Genomic DNA, 17,389 nt, shown 5'->3' on the forward strand with positions numbered 1-17,389 from the left:
CCCGGAGGTTCCCGGGACGGCTGCCCGGACAGGGGCGGCAGGGGAGGTGTCATACGGACTCCTTATCGCAAACCCAGGCGAAGCGGCGGGTGGCTGACGGACCGTCCGCAGTGTCCCGCAACCGCGTGCGCGGCAGCCGTCGTCCAGCGTGGAGAGGGGCGGGTGACCTTGGATAAGGTGCATCTTCCAGTTCGTGTAGTTCGCCGTGGGGGACAGAAATCGATGAGTGGGCGCGCACATCAGGGAACGGTCTTTCAGCCACTCGGTGAAGGGGATCCGCGGCACGTCGCCGGATACCGTCTCGCCGCCCGGCTCGGCGCGGGCGGCATGGGCAAGGTGTATCTGTCGTACACACCGGGCGGCCGGCCCGTCGCCATCAAGGTGATCCGGCCCGACTTCGGGCAGGACGCGGAGTTCCGCCGCCGGTTCGCCCAGGAGGTGCATGCCGCCCAGCGGGTGCAGGGGCTGTACACCGCGCCGGTCATCGACGCCGATCCCGACGCAGAACAGCCCTGGCTCGCCACGGCGTACGTCCCGGGGCCCTCCCTCGCCGACGCGGTCGCGCAGCACGGCAAACTGCCGGTCGACACCGTGCTGCTGCTGGTCGCGGGCATCGCGGAGGCCCTCCAGGTCATCCACGGCGCGGGCATCGTCCACCGCGACCTCAAGCCCGCGAACGTCCTGCTCGCCGCCGACGGACCGCGCGTCATCGACTTCGGCATCGCCCGCGCCGCCGACGCCACCTCGCTCACCAGCAGCGGAGTGACCATCGGTACGCCGTCGTTCATGGCCCCCGAGCAGGCGGCCGGCAGCCAGGTCACCCCGGCCACCGACATCTTCGCGCTCGGGCAGGTCGCGGCCTACGCCGCCACCGGCCGGGCCGCCTTCGGCGAGGGCACCTCGCACGGGGTGCTGTACCGGATCGTGCACGAGGAGCCGGACCTCTCCGGCGTCCCGGAGTCCCTCGGTGAACTCGTGACCCGCTGTCTGGCGAAGGAGCCGGACGAGAGGCCCTCGGTCACCGAACTGCTGACGATCTGCCAGGAGGCCAATGCGGAAACGGTGCTGCGCCGTCCGGAGGAGTGGCTGCCGAGCGTGGTCGCCGCCGAGATCGGTACGCGCAAGGCCGCGCCCGCACCGCCGGTGACCCCGCCCCCGCCCGCCCCCGCCGCGGCCCCCGCACCCGGTCATGTCCCCGCGCCGCCCACGACCCCGCCGGCCGCCGCCCAGGTGCCCGCGCCTCCCGCCGGCGCCCCGGCCGCGGCCCCGGCAGGGCCGTCCGGCGGGGCGCAGCCGCCCGTCGGACCGCCGCCGTCCGCGGTCCCGCAGGCGTCCCCCGACGGGGTCCCGCAGACGGCTCCCGGGGCAGGGGCCCCCGTCCCGGCGGGGCAGCAGACCGCCGGAGCCCCGGCCCCGGCCCCGGCCCCGGAGCAGGGCGCCGGGACCACGCCGGGCACGGCCCCCGGCAACCCCGCGGACACCCCGCCGGTCACCCCCACCCCCACCGCCATGGCCGCCCCGGCGACCCCGCCGCCCGGTTTCGGCCCGCCCCCGGCCTCCGCGTACGGCTATCCGCAGCCCCAGCCCGCTCCACAGGGCGCCACCGTCCCCACCCCGCAGTACGGCGCGCCCGCGCAGCCGTACGGCTCGGCCACCGTGCCCGCCGGGCCCACCCCGCCGCCGAAGAAGCGCGGCCGGGTCATCGCGATCGCCGTCGTCGCCACCCTGGTGATCGGCGCACTGGCGGGAGGCGGAGCGTATCTGGCCCTGGCGGACAAGGGCGACAAGAAGGACGCGCGGAACAGCGACTCCGCCGGCCCCGGGCCCACGTCCGAGGCCCCCGAGCAGCCGGCGGACAGTACGCCGGAGTCCGGGCCCGAGACGGGACCTTCGGTGACGGAGGAGTCCTCGGCGCCCGCCGAACCGGTACAGGACCCGGAACCCTCCTCGTACACCGCCCTCAATGTGGTCGACGGCTACCACCTCACCTTCGGTGACGACCCCCTCAAGCCCCTCAACGACAACTCCAGTTCCGATGTCGCCTACGACTGGAGCATGGGTCGTCTCGAAGTCGACAACGGCAGGCTCATCCTGCTGCGCAAGGGTCAGAAGCCGGAGCTCGCCACCTGCCGGAGTGAGACCCGGTACGCCCAGAGCCTGGAACTCGAAGTACTCTCCAAGGGTTCAAAGTTCTGCGTCCTCACCGATTCCGGACATGTGGGCGTCGTTACCTACCAGGGCAAATCCCCTGATTCCGACCCCAGTAGGTTTGTCACCCTTGATGTCACGGTGTGGCTCAACGCGGTGGATGTCGTACAACCGACATCTTGAATTCGGTCCATGGAGTGGCGCGTACCACCTCCTATGGCGTTAACTTGCCCGCAACTCTGGGTGGTTGTGCATCGACTGAGCGTCGTCGAGCCGTCCCGGGGGGTGTGTGAGGGGGAGAGCTTTGTTGCGAAGCGTGGGGCAGACGCGGGTGACAGGGAGCGGGGAGGACCCCAGGGCGGCGGAACTGAACGCCGCCGTCTCACGGCTGCGCCGGGAACTCGCGGCCCACCCCGGGAGGTTCTCCGACCGGGACATCGCGGAGGACGAACTGGCGGTCCTGGCCGCGATGGTGGACGGCGGCACGCCGGAGATCCCCAGGATGCGCCGCTCCCTGCTGCTGATCGCGGGCGCGATCGGCTCGGTCAGCGCGCTCGCGCCCGCGCTGCACCAGGTGCGCAGGGCCGTGGACGTGTTCGGCGAGGTCCCGCGCCAGCCGTGAGCCGCCGCGCCGTGAGCCGTCGCACCGTGAGCCGCCGTGCCATGAGCCGCCGCGCCGGGCCCGCCCCGGCGGCGTATCGGCCCGGCGGTGCGTCGTGCCCTGTCCGCGAATCGGCCTGAACCGGTACGGAAGTCCGGTGCCGGCCCGCCGCCCCTGAGCCACGACCGTACGCGGGCGGCTGGGCCGGATCCCCGAGCGCTTCCGTCTCTCGGCGCGGCAACCCGGCTCCGTGCCGTGTCCCGGGCGCTCCCTGCGTCCTGTCCCGGCTCCGTGGGTGGTCCGGCGCCGGGTCGAGGTGCCTGCGGTGGCACGGTCGGAGGGCCGGTCATAGCGTGGAAACAAAGGGGGTTCCACAGGCCGTAGACCGAAACGAAGGTGCCGATACGGCCAGTAAACCGACCGTCGTCCTGGTGCACGGATTCTGGGGTGGAGCGGCCCACTGGGGCAAGACCATCCTTGAGCTGAAGGGCCGCGGCTACACCTCCCTCAGGGCCGTGGAGAACCCGCTCACCTCGCTCGCCGAGGACGCCGAGCGCACCCGGAAGATGGTCCGGCAGGTGGACGGCCCGGTGCTGCTGGTCGGCCACTCGTACGGGGGCGCGGTCATCACGGAGGCGGGCGATCTGCCGAATGTCACCGGACTGGTCTATGTCGCCGCGTTCGCGCCCGACGCCGGGGAGAGCCCGGGCGGTATCAGTCAGGAGCTGCCGCCGGCCGCGTTCGCCAATATCGCCCCCGACTCCGACGGCTATCTCTGGATCAAGCAGGACGCGTTCCGGGAGAGCTTCTGCCAGGACCTGACCGCCGACGAGGCGCTGGTCATGGCCGTCACCCAGAAGGCCCCTCTCGCCTCGGCCTTCGGGGACGAGGTGACCGACCCCGCGTGGCGGAAGAAGCCGGTGTGGTACCAGGTGTCGGTGAACGACCGGATGATCCACCCCGACAACGAACGGCGGATGGCCCAGCGGATGTCACCGCGCAAGACCGTCGAAATCGATGCCAGCCACGCGTCGATGGCCTCGCAGCCCCAGGCCGTGGCCGATCTCATCGACGAGGCCGCGAGCGGCGCGTAGCACCGGACGGCCCGCGCGGTCGGAGCGGACCCCGCCCTGCTCGCGACCCGGACCGGGGCGCGCCCGGCACCCCGCGCGGGGGAGCGCGGCCGGGCACTCGGCGTACGGAACGTCAGCCCCCGGCCGTCCCGTTGCTCGCCAGCGCCGCCGACAGCTCACGGGCGACCTCCTGGAGCACGGGCACGATCCGCTCCATGGCCGACTCGGTGACCCGGCCCGCCGGGCCCGAGATGGAAATCGCGGCGGCGGTCGGCGAGTCGGGTACGGGCACCGCGAGACAGCGGACCCCGATCTCCTGCTCGTTGTCGTCGATGGCGTAACCGCTGCGCCGGACCTCCTCCAGGGCCAGGAGGAAGACATCGGGTGTGGTGATGGTCTTCTCGGTGGCGGCCGGCATTCCGGTCCTGGCGAGCAGCGCGCGTACCTCGTCCGCGCCGGCGCCGGCGAGCAGTGCCTTGCCGACCCCCGTGGAGTGGGGCAGGACCCGTCGGCCGACCTCGGTGAACATCCGCATCGAGTGCTTGGACGGCACCTGTGCCACGTACACGACCTCATCACCGTCGAGCAGTGCCATGTTCGCCGTCTCGCCCGTCTCCTCGACCAGCCGGGCCAGATACGGGCGGGCCCAGGTGCCGAGCAGCCGGGAGGCGGACTCGCCCAGCCGGATCAGACGGGGACCGAGCGCGTACCGGCGGTTGGGCTGCTGGCGGACGTAGCCGCAGGCCACCAGGGTGCGCATCAGCCGGTGGATCGTGGGCAGGGGAAGGCCGCTGCTCGCGGACAGCTCGCTCAGCCCGACCTCGCCCCCGGCGTCGGCCATGCGTTCGAGCAGATCGAAGGCGCGCTCCAGGGACTGCACACCACCGCTGGTCGCGTTCCTGGTGGTGTCGGCGGAGCTGGCGCTGGACGTCGGCACGGGCGGCGGGTCCTTTCGGGCGGACGGACAAGGGAGCAGCCTACCGGGCGGCAGCGCCCGGCACATCGCTCCCGGCCTGGAGTCCTCGCCGGTCAGGGGGTGTTTGTCCGCTGTCCTCACGAAGTCGGGGTGCGCCCCCGGCCAGGCCGGCGGCACCCTGGGGATTCCACGCTACCTTCTGCTGAGCGGGATTCCTATTTCGCTCAGCGGAAATCCACATGCCTTGACGGGTCCCCTGTCAGGGGGAAGACTCGTTCAACAGTTCGTTGAATCTGTTGGATGCGCGGGCGCGGACCACACGGGTGGGTGCGGGCGCGCACACGCGAAGACGCGGATGGGCGGCGATGTGGACCTGAGCGACGCGGGCCTGAGCGACGCGGCACCGAGCAACGCGGCACCGAGCGCGACGGCACCAACGGAAACAGCCCTGCGTGACACAGTCCTGAGCGACACGGGCCTGAGCGGTGCGGACGCCGGTGGACTCGGCATGGGCGATATCGATCTCGTTCTGCGCTCGTCGCGGGTGGTCACCCCCGACGGGACCCGCCCCGCCTCGGTCGCCGTCCGGGGAGGCAGGATCGCCGCCGTCCTGCCGTACGGTTCCGTGATCCCGGCCGGAGCCCGGCTGGAGGACGTCGGCGACCATGCCGTGCTTCCCGGTCTCGTCGACACCCATGTCCATGTGAACGACCCCGGCCGCACCGAGTGGGAGGGTTTCCGGACCGCCACGCGCGCCGCGGCCGCGGGCGGTGTCACCACCCTGATCGACATGCCCCTCAACTCGCTGCCGCCCACCACCACCGTGGACCATCTGCGGACGAAGCAGAGCGCGGCGAGGGCCAGGACCCATGTGGACACCGGCTTCTGGGGCGGCGCGGTCCCGGACAACACCCCGTCGCTGCGGGCGTTGCACGACGCCGGGGTCTTCGGGTTCAAGTGCTTCCTGTCGCCGTCCGGTGTCGAGGAGTTCCCCGAACTGGGCCCGGACCGGCTCGCCCGGTCGATGGCCGAGATCGCGGGCTTCGGCGGACTGCTCATCGTGCACGCCGAGGACCCGCGCCATCTCCCGGCCCAGCGGCCGGGCCCGAAGTACGCCGACTTTCTGGCCTCCCGCCCCCGGGACGCCGAGAACAGGGCCGTCGAGCGACTGATCGCGCTCGCCCGTCGGCTGGACGCGCGGGTGCACATCCTCCATCTGTCCTCCGCCGACGCGCTGCCGCTGATCGCCGCGGCCAAGGGCGACGGCGTCCGGATCTCGGCCGAGACCTGTCCGCACTTCCTCACGCTCACCGCCGAGGAAGTCCCGGACGGCGCCACGGAGTTCAAGTGCTGCCCACCGATCCGGGAGGCCGCCAACCGGGAGGCCCTGTGGGCGGGCCTCGCGGACGGCACCATCGACTGCGTCGTCTCCGACCACTCGCCCTGCACCACCGAGCTGAAGACGGCCGACTTCGCCTCCGCCTGGGGCGGTATCTCCTCGCTCCAGCTCGGCCTCCCCGTGATCTGGACCGAGGCCCGCCGGCGCGGCCACACCCTGGACGACGTCGTCCGCTGGATGTCCGCCGCCCCCGCGCGGCTGGCCGGGCTGGACCGCAAGGGCGCGATCGAGGCCGGACGTGACGCCGACTTCGCGGTGCTCGCACCGGACGCCGCCTTCACCGTCGATCCCGCCCGGCTCCACCACCGCAACCGGGTCACGGCGTACGCGGGCAGAACCCTGCACGGCGTCGTCCGGACCACCTGGCTGCGCGGCCGCCTGGTGATGGCGGACGGGACGTTCCCGGCCGGGCCCGCCGGACGACTGCTCGAAAGGAACAACTGAACATGTCCAGCCCCGTCCCTCCCGCCATCCCCTCCTTCACCGGGGCCGCCGGTCCGTACCCGGGCGGGGACCCCTACGCCGACTACCGCACCGCGGACTTCCCGTTCCTCCACCATGTCGATCTCGCCGACCGGCGGCTCGGTTCCTCCGTGATCGCCGCGAACGACGAGTTCTTCGCCGAGCGCGAGAATCTGCTGAAGCCCGGCCCGGCCGAGTTCGACCCGGAGCGTTTCGGCCACAAGGGCAAGATCATGGACGGCTGGGAGACCCGCCGCCGCCGGGGCCCCTCGGCCTCCCGCCCCCATCCCCCGCTCGACGAGCACGACTGGGCGCTCGTACGGCTGGGGGCGCCCGGGATCGTCCACGGCGTCGTCGTCGACACCGCCCACTTCCGGGGCAACCATCCCCACGCCGTATCCGTCGAGGCGACCGCGGTCACCGGGACGCCGTCGCCCGGCGAACTCCTCGCGGACGGCGTCGCATGGACGACGCTCGTGCCCCGTACACCCGTCGGCGGGCACGCGGCGAACGGATTCGCCGTGTCCGCGGGCGGGCGCTTCACCCATCTGCGGGTCAATCAGCACCCGGACGGCGGAATCGCCCGGCTGCGGGTGTACGGGGAGGTGGCACCCGACCCCGCGTGGCTCGCCGCGCTCGGCACCTTCGATCTCGTCGCGCTGGAGAACGGCGGACGGGTGGAGGACGCGTCCGACCGCTTCTACTCACCGGCCGCGCACACGATCCACCCCGGCCGCTCCCGCAGGATGGACGACGGCTGGGAGACCCGCCGCCGCCGTGACACGGGCAACGACTGGATCTCCTACCGGCTGGCCGGACGGTCCCGCGTCCGCGCGCTGGAGATCGACACCGCGTACCTCAAGGGCAACAGCGCGGGGTGGGCCTCGGTCTCCCTGCGGGACGGCCCGGAGGGTGAGTGGGTCCGGATCCTGCCCATGACCGGGCTCCAGCCGGACACGAACCACCGTTTCGTGCTGGACGCCGTCGCCGTGGGGAGCGAGCTCCGGCTCGACATCCACCCGGACGGCGGAATCTCCCGGCTGAGGGCCTTCGGCAGCCTGACCGAGGAGGGCGCGGCCGGACTGCGGTCGCGGTACGACGCCCCGCGGGGGTGACGTGCGGGGGTGCCCGGCCCCTGCCGGCCCGGGCCGCCGGGTCGGGGCCGGGGTTCATGGCGATGAGTTCCGGAGGGCGGGGCGGTCGGAACCGGTGACCGCAACCACACCCTCGTACGAAAGCGCAGGCCCGGCCATGGCTTCCCTTTCCATCACCACCTTCCTCACCCTCGACGGGGTGATGCAGGCACCCGGCGGCCCCGAGGAGGACCCCTCCGGCGGATTCGATCTCGGCGGATGGTCCGTTCCCTACGGGGACGAGGACTTCAACGCGTTCATGACCGGGGTCTTCGACCGGGTCGGCGGCTTTCTGCTGGGACGGCGGACCTATGAGATCTTCGCCGGATACTGGCCCAAGGTGACCGACCCCGCCGACCCGATCGCCTCACGGCTCAACTCTCTCCCCAAGTACGTCGCGTCGAAGACGCTGGAGAAGGCCGACTGGGCGGGCACCACCGTCATCGGGGGAGGCGATCTCGCCGAGGAGGTCGCTGCGATCAAGGAACGCACGGACGGCGAGCTCCAGGTCCACGGCAGTGGCGAACTCGCCCGCTTCCTGCTGGCGCACGACCTCGCCGACACCCTGCATCTGCTGACGTTCCCCGTGGTCCTCGGCAAGGGCCGCCGGCTCTTCGCGGACGGCGCGGTGCCGACCGCGTTCCGCCACAAGGAGGCCCGTACCACCGGCACGGGCGTGGCCATCCACAGCTATGAACTGGCGGGCCGCCCCGAGTACGGCTCGTACTGAGCACCGGCGCGGATACGGGGTGCCGGGAGCGTACGGGTGCCGGGCCCCGCGAGGGAGGCCCGGCGTGCGCTCGTACCGTGACGGCGGTACGACCCCGGTCCGGGAAGGCGCACGGGCGCCCGCCCGGAACCGAGCCGCCGCTACGCCTATCTGCGGGCGCCGGCGGTCAGCACCAGCGCGACCCCCGCCACCGCGATCACGATGTTGGTGAAGAGACCGTGTTCCTTCATAAAACTGATATTTTCCGTGAGGAAACGGGTGAACCCCATGAAATGGAACCAGCCGGTCAGTTCCCTCAGGACTCCGGTCACGCCCAGGAGCACCAGCAGCCCGCCGGTGGTCTCGATCAGCTTGTTCATGCCCCGATCGTTCTCCTGTGCGCCGCACCGGCGCGTCGGCCCTCGGGATGTGCCGCCCGTCCAAAAGTCTGAGGTCCCGCGACTTTGGTAGCTTCCGGCCCCGGAGGGGCAGCGGGATGGACCCGGCATGCGTAACTTTGTCGACATGACGCGTACGGAGTACCCCTGGCTGCTGCCCTCGGCCATGGCGGAACCGGGACTGATGGACCCGGAGCCCGAGGTGGGCCGGCCCGAGGGGGATCCGGGCCGGCCCACCTCGGGCAAGTCCGGCCGCCGGGGACGCGGCCGGAGGCGGACCGTGCGCGACTGGGTCGTCGACATCGTCGCCTTCCTCTTCGCGGCGCTGTTCGGACTGGTGATCGCCGATGCCAGCGACCAGATCAACCAGAACGACGGGATCGTCCTCTTCGACCAGCTGGCGGGCGCGGCGGCCTGCTGCGCGATCTGGCTGCGCCGCCGCTGGCCCGTCCATCTCACGATCGTGCTGTCCGTGGTCACGGTCGTCTCGCCGACCTCCGCCGGCGCCCTCATCGTGAGTCTGTTCAGCCTCGCCGTGCACCGGCCCTTCCGGCCGGTCGCGATGGTCGGCCTGATCTCGCTCGTCCTCGGCGCGGTCCAGCCGTTCGTGCGTCCCGACCCCAACTCCACCCCCGCGGCCTCGATCATCGCCGGGGTGATCGTCCTGCTGCTGATGACCGGCTGGGGAATGCTCGTACGGGCCCGCAGACAGCTGGTCGTCGCCCTGCGCGAGCGGGCCCGGCGGGCCGAGACCGAGGCGGAACTCCGCGCCGAGCAGGCACAGCGCCTGGCGCGCGAGGCCATCGCACGGGAGATGCACGACGTCCTCGCCCACCGGCTGACCCTGCTCAGCGTCCACGCGGGAGCCCTGGAGTTCCGGCCGGACGCACCGCCCTCCGAAGTCGCCCGCGCGGCCGGGGTGATCCGTGACAGCGCGCACGACGCGCTCCAGGATCTGCGCGAGATCATCGGCGTTCTGCGGGCGCCGGGCGACGGCGACGGCGGCAACCGCCCCCAGCCGACCCTCGCCACGCTGGACGCGCTGGTCGCCGAATCCCGGGACGCCGGGATGAAGGTCAGCCTGGACAACCGCATCCACGATCCCGCCGCCGTCCCCGCCGCCGTCGGCCGTACCGTGTACCGCATCGCCCAGGAGGGCCTGACCAACGCCCGTAAGCACGCCCCGGGCGCCGAGGTCACGGTCGCGGTCGACGGCCGGCCGGGCGACGGGCTCACCGTCGACATCGCCAACCCGGCCCCCGAGGGCGAGATCGAAGCGGTGCCCGGATCGGGCCAGGGACTGATCGGACTCACCGAACGCGCGACGCTCGCGGGCGGCAGACTGGAGCACGGAGTCACCGGTGACGGCGGTTTCCATGTCCAGGCCTGGCTACCGTGGGCGGCATGACTATCCGGCTGCTCGTCGTCGACGACGACCCCCTCGTACGCGCGGGCCTCTCCTTCATGCTCGGCGGAGCCGACGACCTGGAGATCGTGGGGGAGGGGGCGGACGGCTCCGAGGTCCCCGCCCTCGTCGAACGCCTCGCCCCCGACGTGGTGCTGATGGACATCCGGATGCCGGAGGTCGACGGACTCACCGCCACCGAGGAACTCCGCCGGGGCCCCAACGCCCCGGAGATCGTCGTCCTCACCACCTTCCACGCCGACGAACAGGTGCTCAGAGCCCTGCGCGCCGGGGCCGCCGGCTTCGTCCTCAAGGACACCCCGCCCGCCGAGATCGTCGCCGCGGTACGCCGGGTGGCCTCGGGCGACCCCGTCCTTTCCCCCGCCGTCACCCGGCAGTTGATGAGCCATGTCGCCGACCGGGCGCACGAGCGCGGACGCGCCGACCCCCGCAGAACCACGGCCGCGCGGCAACTCGCCGCCCTCGCCGAACGGGAACGCGAGGTGGCGGTCGCGGTGGGCCGAGGCCAGTCCAACGCGGAGATCGCCGCCGCGCTCTATATGAGCCTGCCGACCGTGAAGACCCATGTATCCCGCATTCTCGCCAAGCTGAGCCTCAACAACCGCGTCCAGATCGCGCTCCTGGCCCACGACGCCGGCCTCCTCGACGACGAGCCCTGACCCCGGGCCTCCTGGCGGGGGCGCGGGTTCGGTTCTTGAACCTGGAGGGCCCGGCGCGGGGGCGATGTGCGCCAGGGCGGAGAGCTCCGCCAGGCGGGCGCCATGGGGCCGCCGCGACCGGGCTGCCCGGGGCCGGGGTGCCGGGTGCGGCTATCTCGGCCGCGTCGGCGTTTGAGGCGGGGAGGGGCGGGCTTCTGTGGGGCCGGGGTGCGGGTTCTGTCTTTCAGCCTCGCCGGCGTTTGAGGCGCGGGGGTGTGGGGGCGGAGCCCCCGCCGGGAGCCTGCGCTGTCGCAGGGGCTTTCGTGGTGGGACCGGTGCGCGGGGGCGACGTGCGCGATGCCGGAGTGCCTTGCCGGTACCGCGTGCCTGCCGGGGACTGGGTTGTCTGTTTCAGCCTCGCCGGCGTTTGAGGCGGGGAGGCGGAGCTTCTGTGGGGCCGGGGTGCGGGTTCCCTCTTTGAGCCTCGCCGGCGTTTGAGGCGCAGGGGTGTGGGGGCGGAGCCCCCGCCAGGAGCCTGTGCTGTCGCAGGGGCATCCGCGGAGGGCCCGGTGCGTACAGGCCACGTACACGACAGTGGAGCACCCCTCGGGACGCCGCGCGCCCACCGCGAACCGGGCCACCCAGGGCAGGCGCCCAGGGCAACGGGCCGCGCCCGGGGCCCGGGGTCAGCCGACCCCGATTTCCTCCACCCGCACCGGCCGCCCCTCCCGCCGCGACACCTCACACGCCTCCGCCACCCTCAGCGCCGCCAACGCCTCCCGCCCGTCGCACGGATTCTCCGTCTCCCCGCGCACCAGCCGGACGAACGCGTCCAGCTCCGCCTCGTACGCGGGCCCGAACCGCTCCAGGAATCCGGCCCACGGCTTGTCCGCGGGCGGCGGCCCCTTCGGCTCCGTCGAGCTGATCGGCGTACGGTCGTCGAGGCCCACCGCCACCTGGTCCAGATCGCCCGCCAGCTCCATGCGTACGTCGTAGCCCGCGCCGTTGCAGCGCGTCGCCGTAGCCGTCGCGAGCGTGCCGTCGTCCAGCGTCAGCAGCGCCGCCGCGGTATCCACATCACCCGCCTCGCGGAACATCGCCGGGCCCCCGTCCGCACCGGTCGCGTACACCTCGGCGATCTCGCGCCCGGTCACCCAGCGCAGGATGTCGAAGTCATGGACCATGCAGTCCCGGTAGAGCCCGCCGGAGAGCGGCAGATACGCGGCGGGCGGCGGCGCCGGATCGGAGGTGATGGCGCGTACGGTGTGGAGCCGCCCGAGCTGCCCTGAGCGCACCAGATCGCGGGCGACGAGATAGCCCCCGTCGAATCGGCGCATAAAACCCATCTGGAGCAGTGTCCCGGCGGACTCGACCTCGCGCAGGGCGGCGAGCGTGCCGGGCAGATCCACCGCGATCGGCTTCTCGCAGAACGCGGGGAGCCCGGCACGGGCCGCGCGCCCGATCAGCTCGGCGTGCGCGGCGGTCGCCGAGGCGATCACCACCGCGTCCACGCCCCAGGCGAAGACCTCATGAGCGCTGGGCGCCGCCGTCGCTCCCGTCCGCTCGGCGACCGCCGCCGCCCGTGCGGGGTCGGCGTCCGCCACGACGAGTGAGCCGACCTCCCGGTGGCGGCTGAGTACGCCCGCGTGGAAGGTGCCGATCCGGCCCGTACCGATGAGTCCGATGCGCATGCGCCAAAAATGATGGGGTGCCGCCTACCGTGTCAAGGCTTTGTCCTGACAACCGAACTTCACGACTTCCCGTCAACTTGAGAGGCGATTACGCTCACTCTGTGCCCAAGCAGCCCAGATCAGAGACGGACGCGTCCCCGTCGCTCCAGCTGAGCGTGGACCGCACCAGCCCGGTCCCGCTCTACTTCCAGCTGTCCCAGCAGCTGGAATCGGCCATCGAGCGCGGAGCCCTCACTCCCGGCAGCCTGCTCGGCAACGAGATAGAGCTGGCCGGGCGGCTCGGGCTGTCCCGCCCGACCGTGCGCCAGGCCATCCAGTCACTCGTCGACAAGGGCCTGCTGGTGCGCCGCCGCGGGGTGGGCACCCAGGTCGTGCACTCCCAGGTCAAGCGCCCGCTGGAGCTGAGCAGCCTCTACGACGACCTGGAGGCGGCGGGCCAGCGGCCCGCGACGGTCGTGCTGCGCAACACCGTCGGGTCGGCGGGCGCCCGGGCCGCCGGCGCCCTCGGTATCGCCGAGAGTGCCGAGGTCCGGTCGATCGAACGGCTGCGGTACGCCCACGGGGAGCCCATGGCCCTCCTGGTCAACGAGCTGCCCGCCGGACTGCTGGCCTGTGACACGGAGCAGCTGGAGGCCACCGGTCTGTACCGGATGATGCGGGCGGCCGGGATCACCCTGCACAGCGCCCGGCAGTCGGTCGGCGCGCGGGCGGCCACCGCCGCCGAGGCCGAGCTTCTCGGCGAGGAGGCGGGCGGCCCGGTGCTGACGATGGAGCGGATCACGTTCGACGACACGGGACGGGCCGTCGAGTTCGGCTCGCACATCTACCGTGCCTCGCGGTACGCGTTCGAGTTCCAGCTGCTCGTACGCCCCTGAGCGCACCGCCACGGTCTCCGGGCCACCGGGCGTATCGTCCGACCCGCCCGCGGCACCGCCACGGCTCTGCCCCCCTGGGCCCTGCGTCCGGCCCGGCGTACCGTCTCCGGCCCACCCGGCCCCGCCCGGTCCGAACCACCCTGCGGTCTCCGCCCCGGGGCATTGCGACTCGAAAGCCCTGAATCGCCCAAGAATGTCTGTTACCTCAGAATGTCCGGACAAAAATCTTGACGGAGTCGCATGGCCGCCGTAAAGACTCGCCAGCCGCAACCGCGCGGCCGGGAGAGAGGCGGAACACCGGCGCACCCCTCGCACGGCAGCTGCCCTGCTCGCCGCGAGTGCCCTGGTCCTCGTCGCCGGGTGCGGCGGCTCCGGCGGCGAGGGGCCCAGGACACCGACGTACACCGACGCCCGGGAGAAGTTCACGAGCGACGGCACCCGCGGATGACCACCCCGGTGCCCGAGGACACGGCCACCCCGGTGCGTACGGGTTGCAGCGCCCCGGCGCGTACCGGAACGCGTGCTCGCGAGCGCCTCGCGAAGTACCCCTCCACACCCGCTGCCCACCCCCCGACCTGCCGTGACACATACTTGGGCGGCCGGGGCGCGACATTTCGCCCCGGCCGCACCGAGAAGTACGGCAAGAAGGGCACGGCAGCGTGGCAAGGGCAAGAACAGGGGCACGCGCGCTGTTCGCGCTGCTGGCGACGGTGCTCGGGGCCTCCCTGGCGGGATGCAGCAGCACCGGCGGCAAGCGCGCGGCGGACGCCCGCGAGGCCCGGACCGCCGCGGCCGGAAAGGCCGCGGTGAGCACGCCCCGCTGGACCTTCGCCATGGTCACCCACTCGGGCGAGGGCGACACCTTCTGGGACATCGTCCAGAAGGGCGCCACCGAGGCGGCGGCCAAGGACAACATCAACTTCCTCTACTCCAAGAACGACGAGGGCCAGCAGCAGGCCCAGCTCGTCCAGACCGCGATCGACAAGAAGGTCGACGGGCTGATCGTCACGCTCGCCAAGCCGGACGCGATGAAGGACGTCGTGAAGAAGGCCGTCGCGGCCGGCATCCCCGTGATCACGGTGAACTCCGGCTCGCGGCAGTCGGCGGCGTACGGCGCGATCACCCATATCGGCCAGGACGAGACCGTCGCCGGTGAGGCCGTGGGTGACGAGCTGGACAAGCGGGGCCGGAAGAAGGCCCTGTGCGTGCTGCACGAGCAGGGCAACGTCGGCCATGAGCAGCGCTGTGCCGGTGCGAAGAAGACGTTCGGCGGCGCGATGCAGAATCTGTACGTCGACGGCACCAATATGCCCGACGTCCAGGCGTCCATCGAGGCCAAGCTCCAGACCGACCGCTCCATCGACGCGGTCGTCACCCTCGGCGCGCCCTTCGCGGACACGGCCGTCCGCGCGAAGGAGACCGCCCGCAGCAAGGCCGAGATCAGCACCTTCGACCTCAACCCCAAGGTGGCGGCGGCCCTCAGGACCGGCGCCCTCGGCTTCGCCGTCGATCAGCAGCCCTATCTCCAGGGGTACGAGGCCGTCGATCTGCTCTGGCTCCACCGCTACAACGCCAATGCTCTCGGCGGCGGGCGGCCCGTCCTGACCGGACCCCAGATCGTCAGCGGGGACAGTGCGGCCCGGCTGGAGGACTACACCGGGCGGGGTACCCGATGAGCGCGACCGCACCACCGGCCGGCGCTCGCGACACGGGAACGGGAGGCGACGAGCGCCTGCTGCGGACCTCCCCCCTGCGAAGACTGATGGGCCGGCCCGAGCTGGGCTCCGTCGTCGGAGCCGTCGCCGTCTTCGTCTTCTTCTCGTTCGTCGCGGACTCCTTCCTCCAGGCGTCCAGCTTCTCGACCGTGCTGTACGCGGCCTCCACGATCGGGATCATGGCCGTACCGGTCGCCCTGCTGATGATCGGCGGCGAGTTCGATCTCTCGGCCGGTGTGCTGGTCACCAGCTCCGCCCTGATCTCGTCGATGTTCAGCTATCAGATGACGGCGAACGTGTGGGTCGGCGTCCTGGTGTCGCTGCTCGTCACCCTGGCGGTCGGGGTCTTCAACGGCGTCCTGCTCACCCGGACGAGGCTGCCCAGCTTCATCATCACGCTGGGTACGTTCCTGATGCTGACCGGACTGAACCTCGGCTTCACCAAGCTGATCACCGGCCGGGTCTCCTCGGACTCCATCAGCGACATGGAGGGCTTCGCGTCGGCGAAGAAGGTGTTCGCCTCCGAACTCGTCATCGGTGATGTCACCCTCAAGGTGACCATCCTGTGGTGGTTCGCCCTGGTCGCGCTGGCGACCTGGATCCTGCTGCGCACCCGCTTCGGCAACTGGATCTTCGCGGTCGGCGGCGGCGCGGACGCGGCCCGCGCGGTCGGTGTGCCGGTGGTCAGGACCAAGATCGGCCTCTACCTGGGCGTCGGGTTCGCCGCCTGGGTCTCCGGCCAGCATCTGCTGTTCTCGTTCGACGTGGTCCAGTCCGGCGAGGGCGTCGGCAATGAGCTGACGTACATCATCGCGGCGGTCATCGGCGGCTGTCTGATCACCGGAGGGTACGGCTCCGCCATCGGCTCGGCGGTCGGCGCGTTCATCTTCGGCATGACCAGCAAGGGCATCGTCTACGCGGAGTGGAACCCCGACTGGTTCACGTTCTTCCTGGGGGCGATGCTGCTCCTGGCCACGCTGCTCAACGCATGGGTCCGCAAGAGGGCGGAGGCGACACGATGAACGGCCGGCCCGCACTGATCGAACTGGACCGGGTCAGTAAGTACTACGGGAACATCCGTGCGCTGGAGGGGGTCTCGCTGGAGGTCCGTGCCGGGGAGATCACCTGTGTCCTCGGCGACAACGGAGCCGGCAAGTCCACGCTCATCAAGATCGCCGCCGGTCTGCACCGGCACGACGCGGGCACGTTCTCCATCGAGGGCGAGCAGACCGCGCTCTCCTCGCCGCGCGAGGCCCTCGACCGGGGCATCGCCACGGTCTACCAGGACCTGGCCGTGGTGCCTCTGATGCCGGTGTGGCGGAACTTCTTCCTCGGCTCCGAGCCGGTGAAGGGGGCGGGGCCCTTCAGACGCCTCGACGTCCGCACCATGCGGGAGACCACGCGCGCGGAACTGCTCCGGATGGGGATCGACCTCCGCGATGTGGACCAGCCGATCGGAACGCTCTCCGGGGGCGAGCGGCAGTGCGTCGCGATCGCCCGCGCGGTGTACTTCGGCGCGAAGGTCCTCGTGCTGGACGAGCCCACGGCGGCGCTGGGGGTGAAGCAGTCCGGAGTCGTCCTGAAGTACGTCGCGGCGGCGCGGGACGCGGGGCTCGGCGTCGTACTGATCACGCACAACCCGCATCACGCGTACATGGTCGGCGACCGCTTCGTCCTGCTGAAGCGCGGGACGATGTCGGGCAGCCATACGAAGGACTCCGTGACGCTGGACGAACTCACCCGCCAGATGGCGGGGGGCAGCGACCTGGACGACCTCCGCCACGAACTCTCCCGCCCCGCGTCCCCCACCCCCGGCTGACCGCCCCGGAGGAGGGGCCGCACTCCCGGCCCGTCCGGCGTTCGAGGACGAACCCGGGCCACGGCCCGGCGGCGTGGATTGCTTCTGGTACGGGGCATTTTCCAGCCCCTCCGGCGTTTGAGGACGTACTTGGGTTACGGATGCGGTGGCTCGGGTTGCTTCTGGTGTGGGGCAGCCGCTCCCGGCCTGTCGTCCTGGTGGTGGGCCTGGGCCGCATTGTCCAGCCCGTCCGGTGTTTGAGGACGGACCTCGGCTACGGGTGCAGTGGCTCGGGTTGCCCCCGAGGGGGGCCTCACTCCAGCCCGTCCGGCGTTTGAGGACGGACCCGAGCCACGGCCCCCGTGGCATGGCCCGCCCCCGCACCCGAGCCCGTCCGGCGTTCGAGG

Annotated in this window: 15 protein-coding genes; 12 read left to right on the forward strand and 3 right to left on the reverse strand. The window is 71.9% G+C overall.

Annotated elements, in window-relative coordinates:
- Nucleotides 1–222: 222 nt before the first annotated feature.
- The 3 genes from ACIBCM_RS10505 (at nt 223) to ACIBCM_RS10515 (ending at nt 3,843) form a co-directional block, all read left to right on the forward strand.
- Complete coding sequence (locus ACIBCM_RS10505) at nt 223–2,331, forward strand: protein kinase (protein WP_399241602.1); 2,109 nt, start codon at nt 223–225, stop codon at nt 2,329–2,331.
- A 121-nt stretch (nt 2,332–2,452) separates the two neighbouring features.
- Nucleotides 2,453–2,770 carry a DUF5955 family protein gene (locus ACIBCM_RS10510; protein ID WP_399241603.1) on the forward strand — a complete coding sequence of 106 codons (318 nt, stop codon included), beginning with the start codon at nt 2,453–2,455 and terminating at the stop codon, nt 2,768–2,770.
- A 410-nt stretch (nt 2,771–3,180) separates the two neighbouring features.
- Nucleotides 3,181–3,843 (forward strand): alpha/beta hydrolase, encoded by a 663-nt coding sequence (locus ACIBCM_RS10515; protein WP_399241604.1) that lies wholly within the window; start codon nt 3,181–3,183, stop codon nt 3,841–3,843.
- Between the two features lie 112 nt (nt 3,844–3,955).
- Here the strand turns inward: ACIBCM_RS10515 and ACIBCM_RS10520 are convergent, their stop codons facing one another.
- Entirely contained in the window at nt 3,956–4,759 is an 804-nt protein-coding gene (locus ACIBCM_RS10520; protein WP_399241605.1) for an IclR family transcriptional regulator, read from the reverse strand.
- A 487-nt stretch (nt 4,760–5,246) separates the two neighbouring features.
- Between ACIBCM_RS10520 and allB the strand changes: the two genes are divergently transcribed.
- From allB to ACIBCM_RS10535, 3 genes are all read left to right on the forward strand, one after another.
- The gene (gene allB / locus ACIBCM_RS10525; protein WP_399241648.1) at nt 5,247–6,581 is read left to right on the forward strand and encodes an allantoinase AllB; all 1,335 of its coding nucleotides are present in this window, start codon (nt 5,247–5,249) and stop codon (nt 6,579–6,581) included.
- 2 nt (nt 6,582–6,583) lie between these two features.
- Nucleotides 6,584–7,714, forward strand: a complete 1,131-nt coding sequence (alc, locus tag ACIBCM_RS10530; RefSeq protein ID WP_399241606.1) for an allantoicase — start codon at nt 6,584–6,586, stop codon at nt 7,712–7,714.
- A 136-nt stretch (nt 7,715–7,850) separates the two neighbouring features.
- Nucleotides 7,851–8,462: a dihydrofolate reductase family protein gene (locus tag ACIBCM_RS10535; RefSeq protein ID WP_399241607.1), complete on the forward strand. Its 612-nt coding sequence runs from the start codon at nt 7,851–7,853 to the stop codon at nt 8,460–8,462.
- A 146-nt stretch (nt 8,463–8,608) separates the two neighbouring features.
- On the opposite strand, the gene ACIBCM_RS10540 is transcribed toward ACIBCM_RS10535, so the two are convergent.
- On the reverse strand, nt 8,609–8,821 hold the full coding sequence (locus tag ACIBCM_RS10540) for a hypothetical protein (RefSeq protein ID WP_399241608.1): 213 nt from the start codon (nt 8,819–8,821) through the stop codon (nt 8,609–8,611).
- 145 nt (nt 8,822–8,966) lie between these two features.
- Here ACIBCM_RS10540 and ACIBCM_RS10545 point away from each other — a divergent pair, with 145 nt between their 5' ends.
- Both ACIBCM_RS10545 and ACIBCM_RS10550 read left to right on the forward strand, forming a co-directional pair.
- A complete protein-coding gene (locus tag ACIBCM_RS10545) occupies nt 8,967–10,247 on the forward strand; it encodes a sensor histidine kinase (protein WP_399241649.1) in 1,281 nt (426 codons plus the stop codon).
- Nucleotides 10,244–10,924, forward strand: a complete 681-nt coding sequence (locus ACIBCM_RS10550; RefSeq protein ID WP_399241610.1) for a response regulator — start codon at nt 10,244–10,246, stop codon at nt 10,922–10,924. The genes ACIBCM_RS10545 and ACIBCM_RS10550 overlap by 4 nt, the downstream gene beginning before the upstream one ends.
- Nucleotides 10,925–11,589: 665 nt before the next feature.
- Here ACIBCM_RS10550 and ACIBCM_RS10555 read toward each other — a convergent pair.
- On the reverse strand, nt 11,590–12,594 hold the full coding sequence (locus tag ACIBCM_RS10555) for a Gfo/Idh/MocA family oxidoreductase (protein WP_399241611.1): 1,005 nt from the start codon (nt 12,592–12,594) through the stop codon (nt 11,590–11,592).
- Nucleotides 12,595–12,695: 101 nt separating this feature from the next.
- On the opposite strand from ACIBCM_RS10555, the gene ACIBCM_RS10560 reads away from it, so the two are divergent.
- From ACIBCM_RS10560 to ACIBCM_RS10575, 4 genes are all read left to right on the forward strand, one after another.
- Nucleotides 12,696–13,469 (forward strand): GntR family transcriptional regulator, encoded by a 774-nt coding sequence (locus ACIBCM_RS10560; protein ID WP_399241612.1) that lies wholly within the window; start codon nt 12,696–12,698, stop codon nt 13,467–13,469.
- Between the two features lie 659 nt (nt 13,470–14,128).
- On the forward strand, nt 14,129–15,145 hold the full coding sequence (locus tag ACIBCM_RS10565) for a sugar ABC transporter substrate-binding protein (RefSeq protein WP_399241613.1): 1,017 nt from the start codon (nt 14,129–14,131) through the stop codon (nt 15,143–15,145).
- Nucleotides 15,142–16,206 (forward strand): ABC transporter permease, encoded by a 1,065-nt coding sequence (locus ACIBCM_RS10570; protein WP_399241614.1) that lies wholly within the window; start codon nt 15,142–15,144, stop codon nt 16,204–16,206. The genes ACIBCM_RS10565 and ACIBCM_RS10570 overlap by 4 nt, the downstream gene beginning before the upstream one ends.
- Nucleotides 16,173–17,003 carry an ATP-binding cassette domain-containing protein gene (locus tag ACIBCM_RS10575; RefSeq protein WP_399241615.1) on the forward strand — a complete coding sequence of 277 codons (831 nt, stop codon included), beginning with the start codon at nt 16,173–16,175 and terminating at the stop codon, nt 17,001–17,003. Before ACIBCM_RS10570 ends, ACIBCM_RS10575 begins: the two co-directional genes overlap by 34 nt.
- Nucleotides 17,004–17,389 lie beyond the last annotated feature (386 nt).

The sequence above is a fragment of the Streptomyces sp. NPDC051018 genome, assembly GCF_044456085.1.
In the GTDB taxonomy this organism is placed as follows: Bacteria; Actinomycetota; Actinomycetes; order Streptomycetales; family Streptomycetaceae; genus Streptomyces.

Bases quoted from the DNA above. Each gene is read 5' to 3' on its own strand.
- ACIBCM_RS10505 (WP_399241602.1), top strand. From the start codon at position 223: ATGAGTGGGCGCGCACATCAGGGAACGGTCTTTCAGCCACTCGGTGAA.
- allB (WP_399241648.1), top strand. From the start codon at position 5,247: ATGGGCGATATCGATCTCGTTCTGCGCTCGTCGCGGGTGGTCACCCCC.
- alc (WP_399241606.1), top strand. From the start codon at position 6,584: ATGTCCAGCCCCGTCCCTCCCGCCATCCCCTCCTTCACCGGGGCCGCC.
- ACIBCM_RS10535 (WP_399241607.1), top strand. From the start codon at position 7,851: ATGGCTTCCCTTTCCATCACCACCTTCCTCACCCTCGACGGGGTGATG.
- ACIBCM_RS10540 (WP_399241608.1), bottom strand. From the start codon at position 8,821: ATGAACAAGCTGATCGAGACCACCGGCGGGCTGCTGGTGCTCCTGGGC.
- ACIBCM_RS10545 (WP_399241649.1), top strand. From the start codon at position 8,967: ATGACGCGTACGGAGTACCCCTGGCTGCTGCCCTCGGCCATGGCGGAA.
- ACIBCM_RS10550 (WP_399241610.1), top strand. From the start codon at position 10,244: ATGACTATCCGGCTGCTCGTCGTCGACGACGACCCCCTCGTACGCGCG.
- ACIBCM_RS10555 (WP_399241611.1), bottom strand. From the start codon at position 12,594: ATGCGCATCGGACTCATCGGTACGGGCCGGATCGGCACCTTCCACGCG.
- ACIBCM_RS10570 (WP_399241614.1), top strand. From the start codon at position 15,142: ATGAGCGCGACCGCACCACCGGCCGGCGCTCGCGACACGGGAACGGGA.
- ACIBCM_RS10575 (WP_399241615.1), top strand. From the start codon at position 16,173: ATGGGTCCGCAAGAGGGCGGAGGCGACACGATGAACGGCCGGCCCGCA.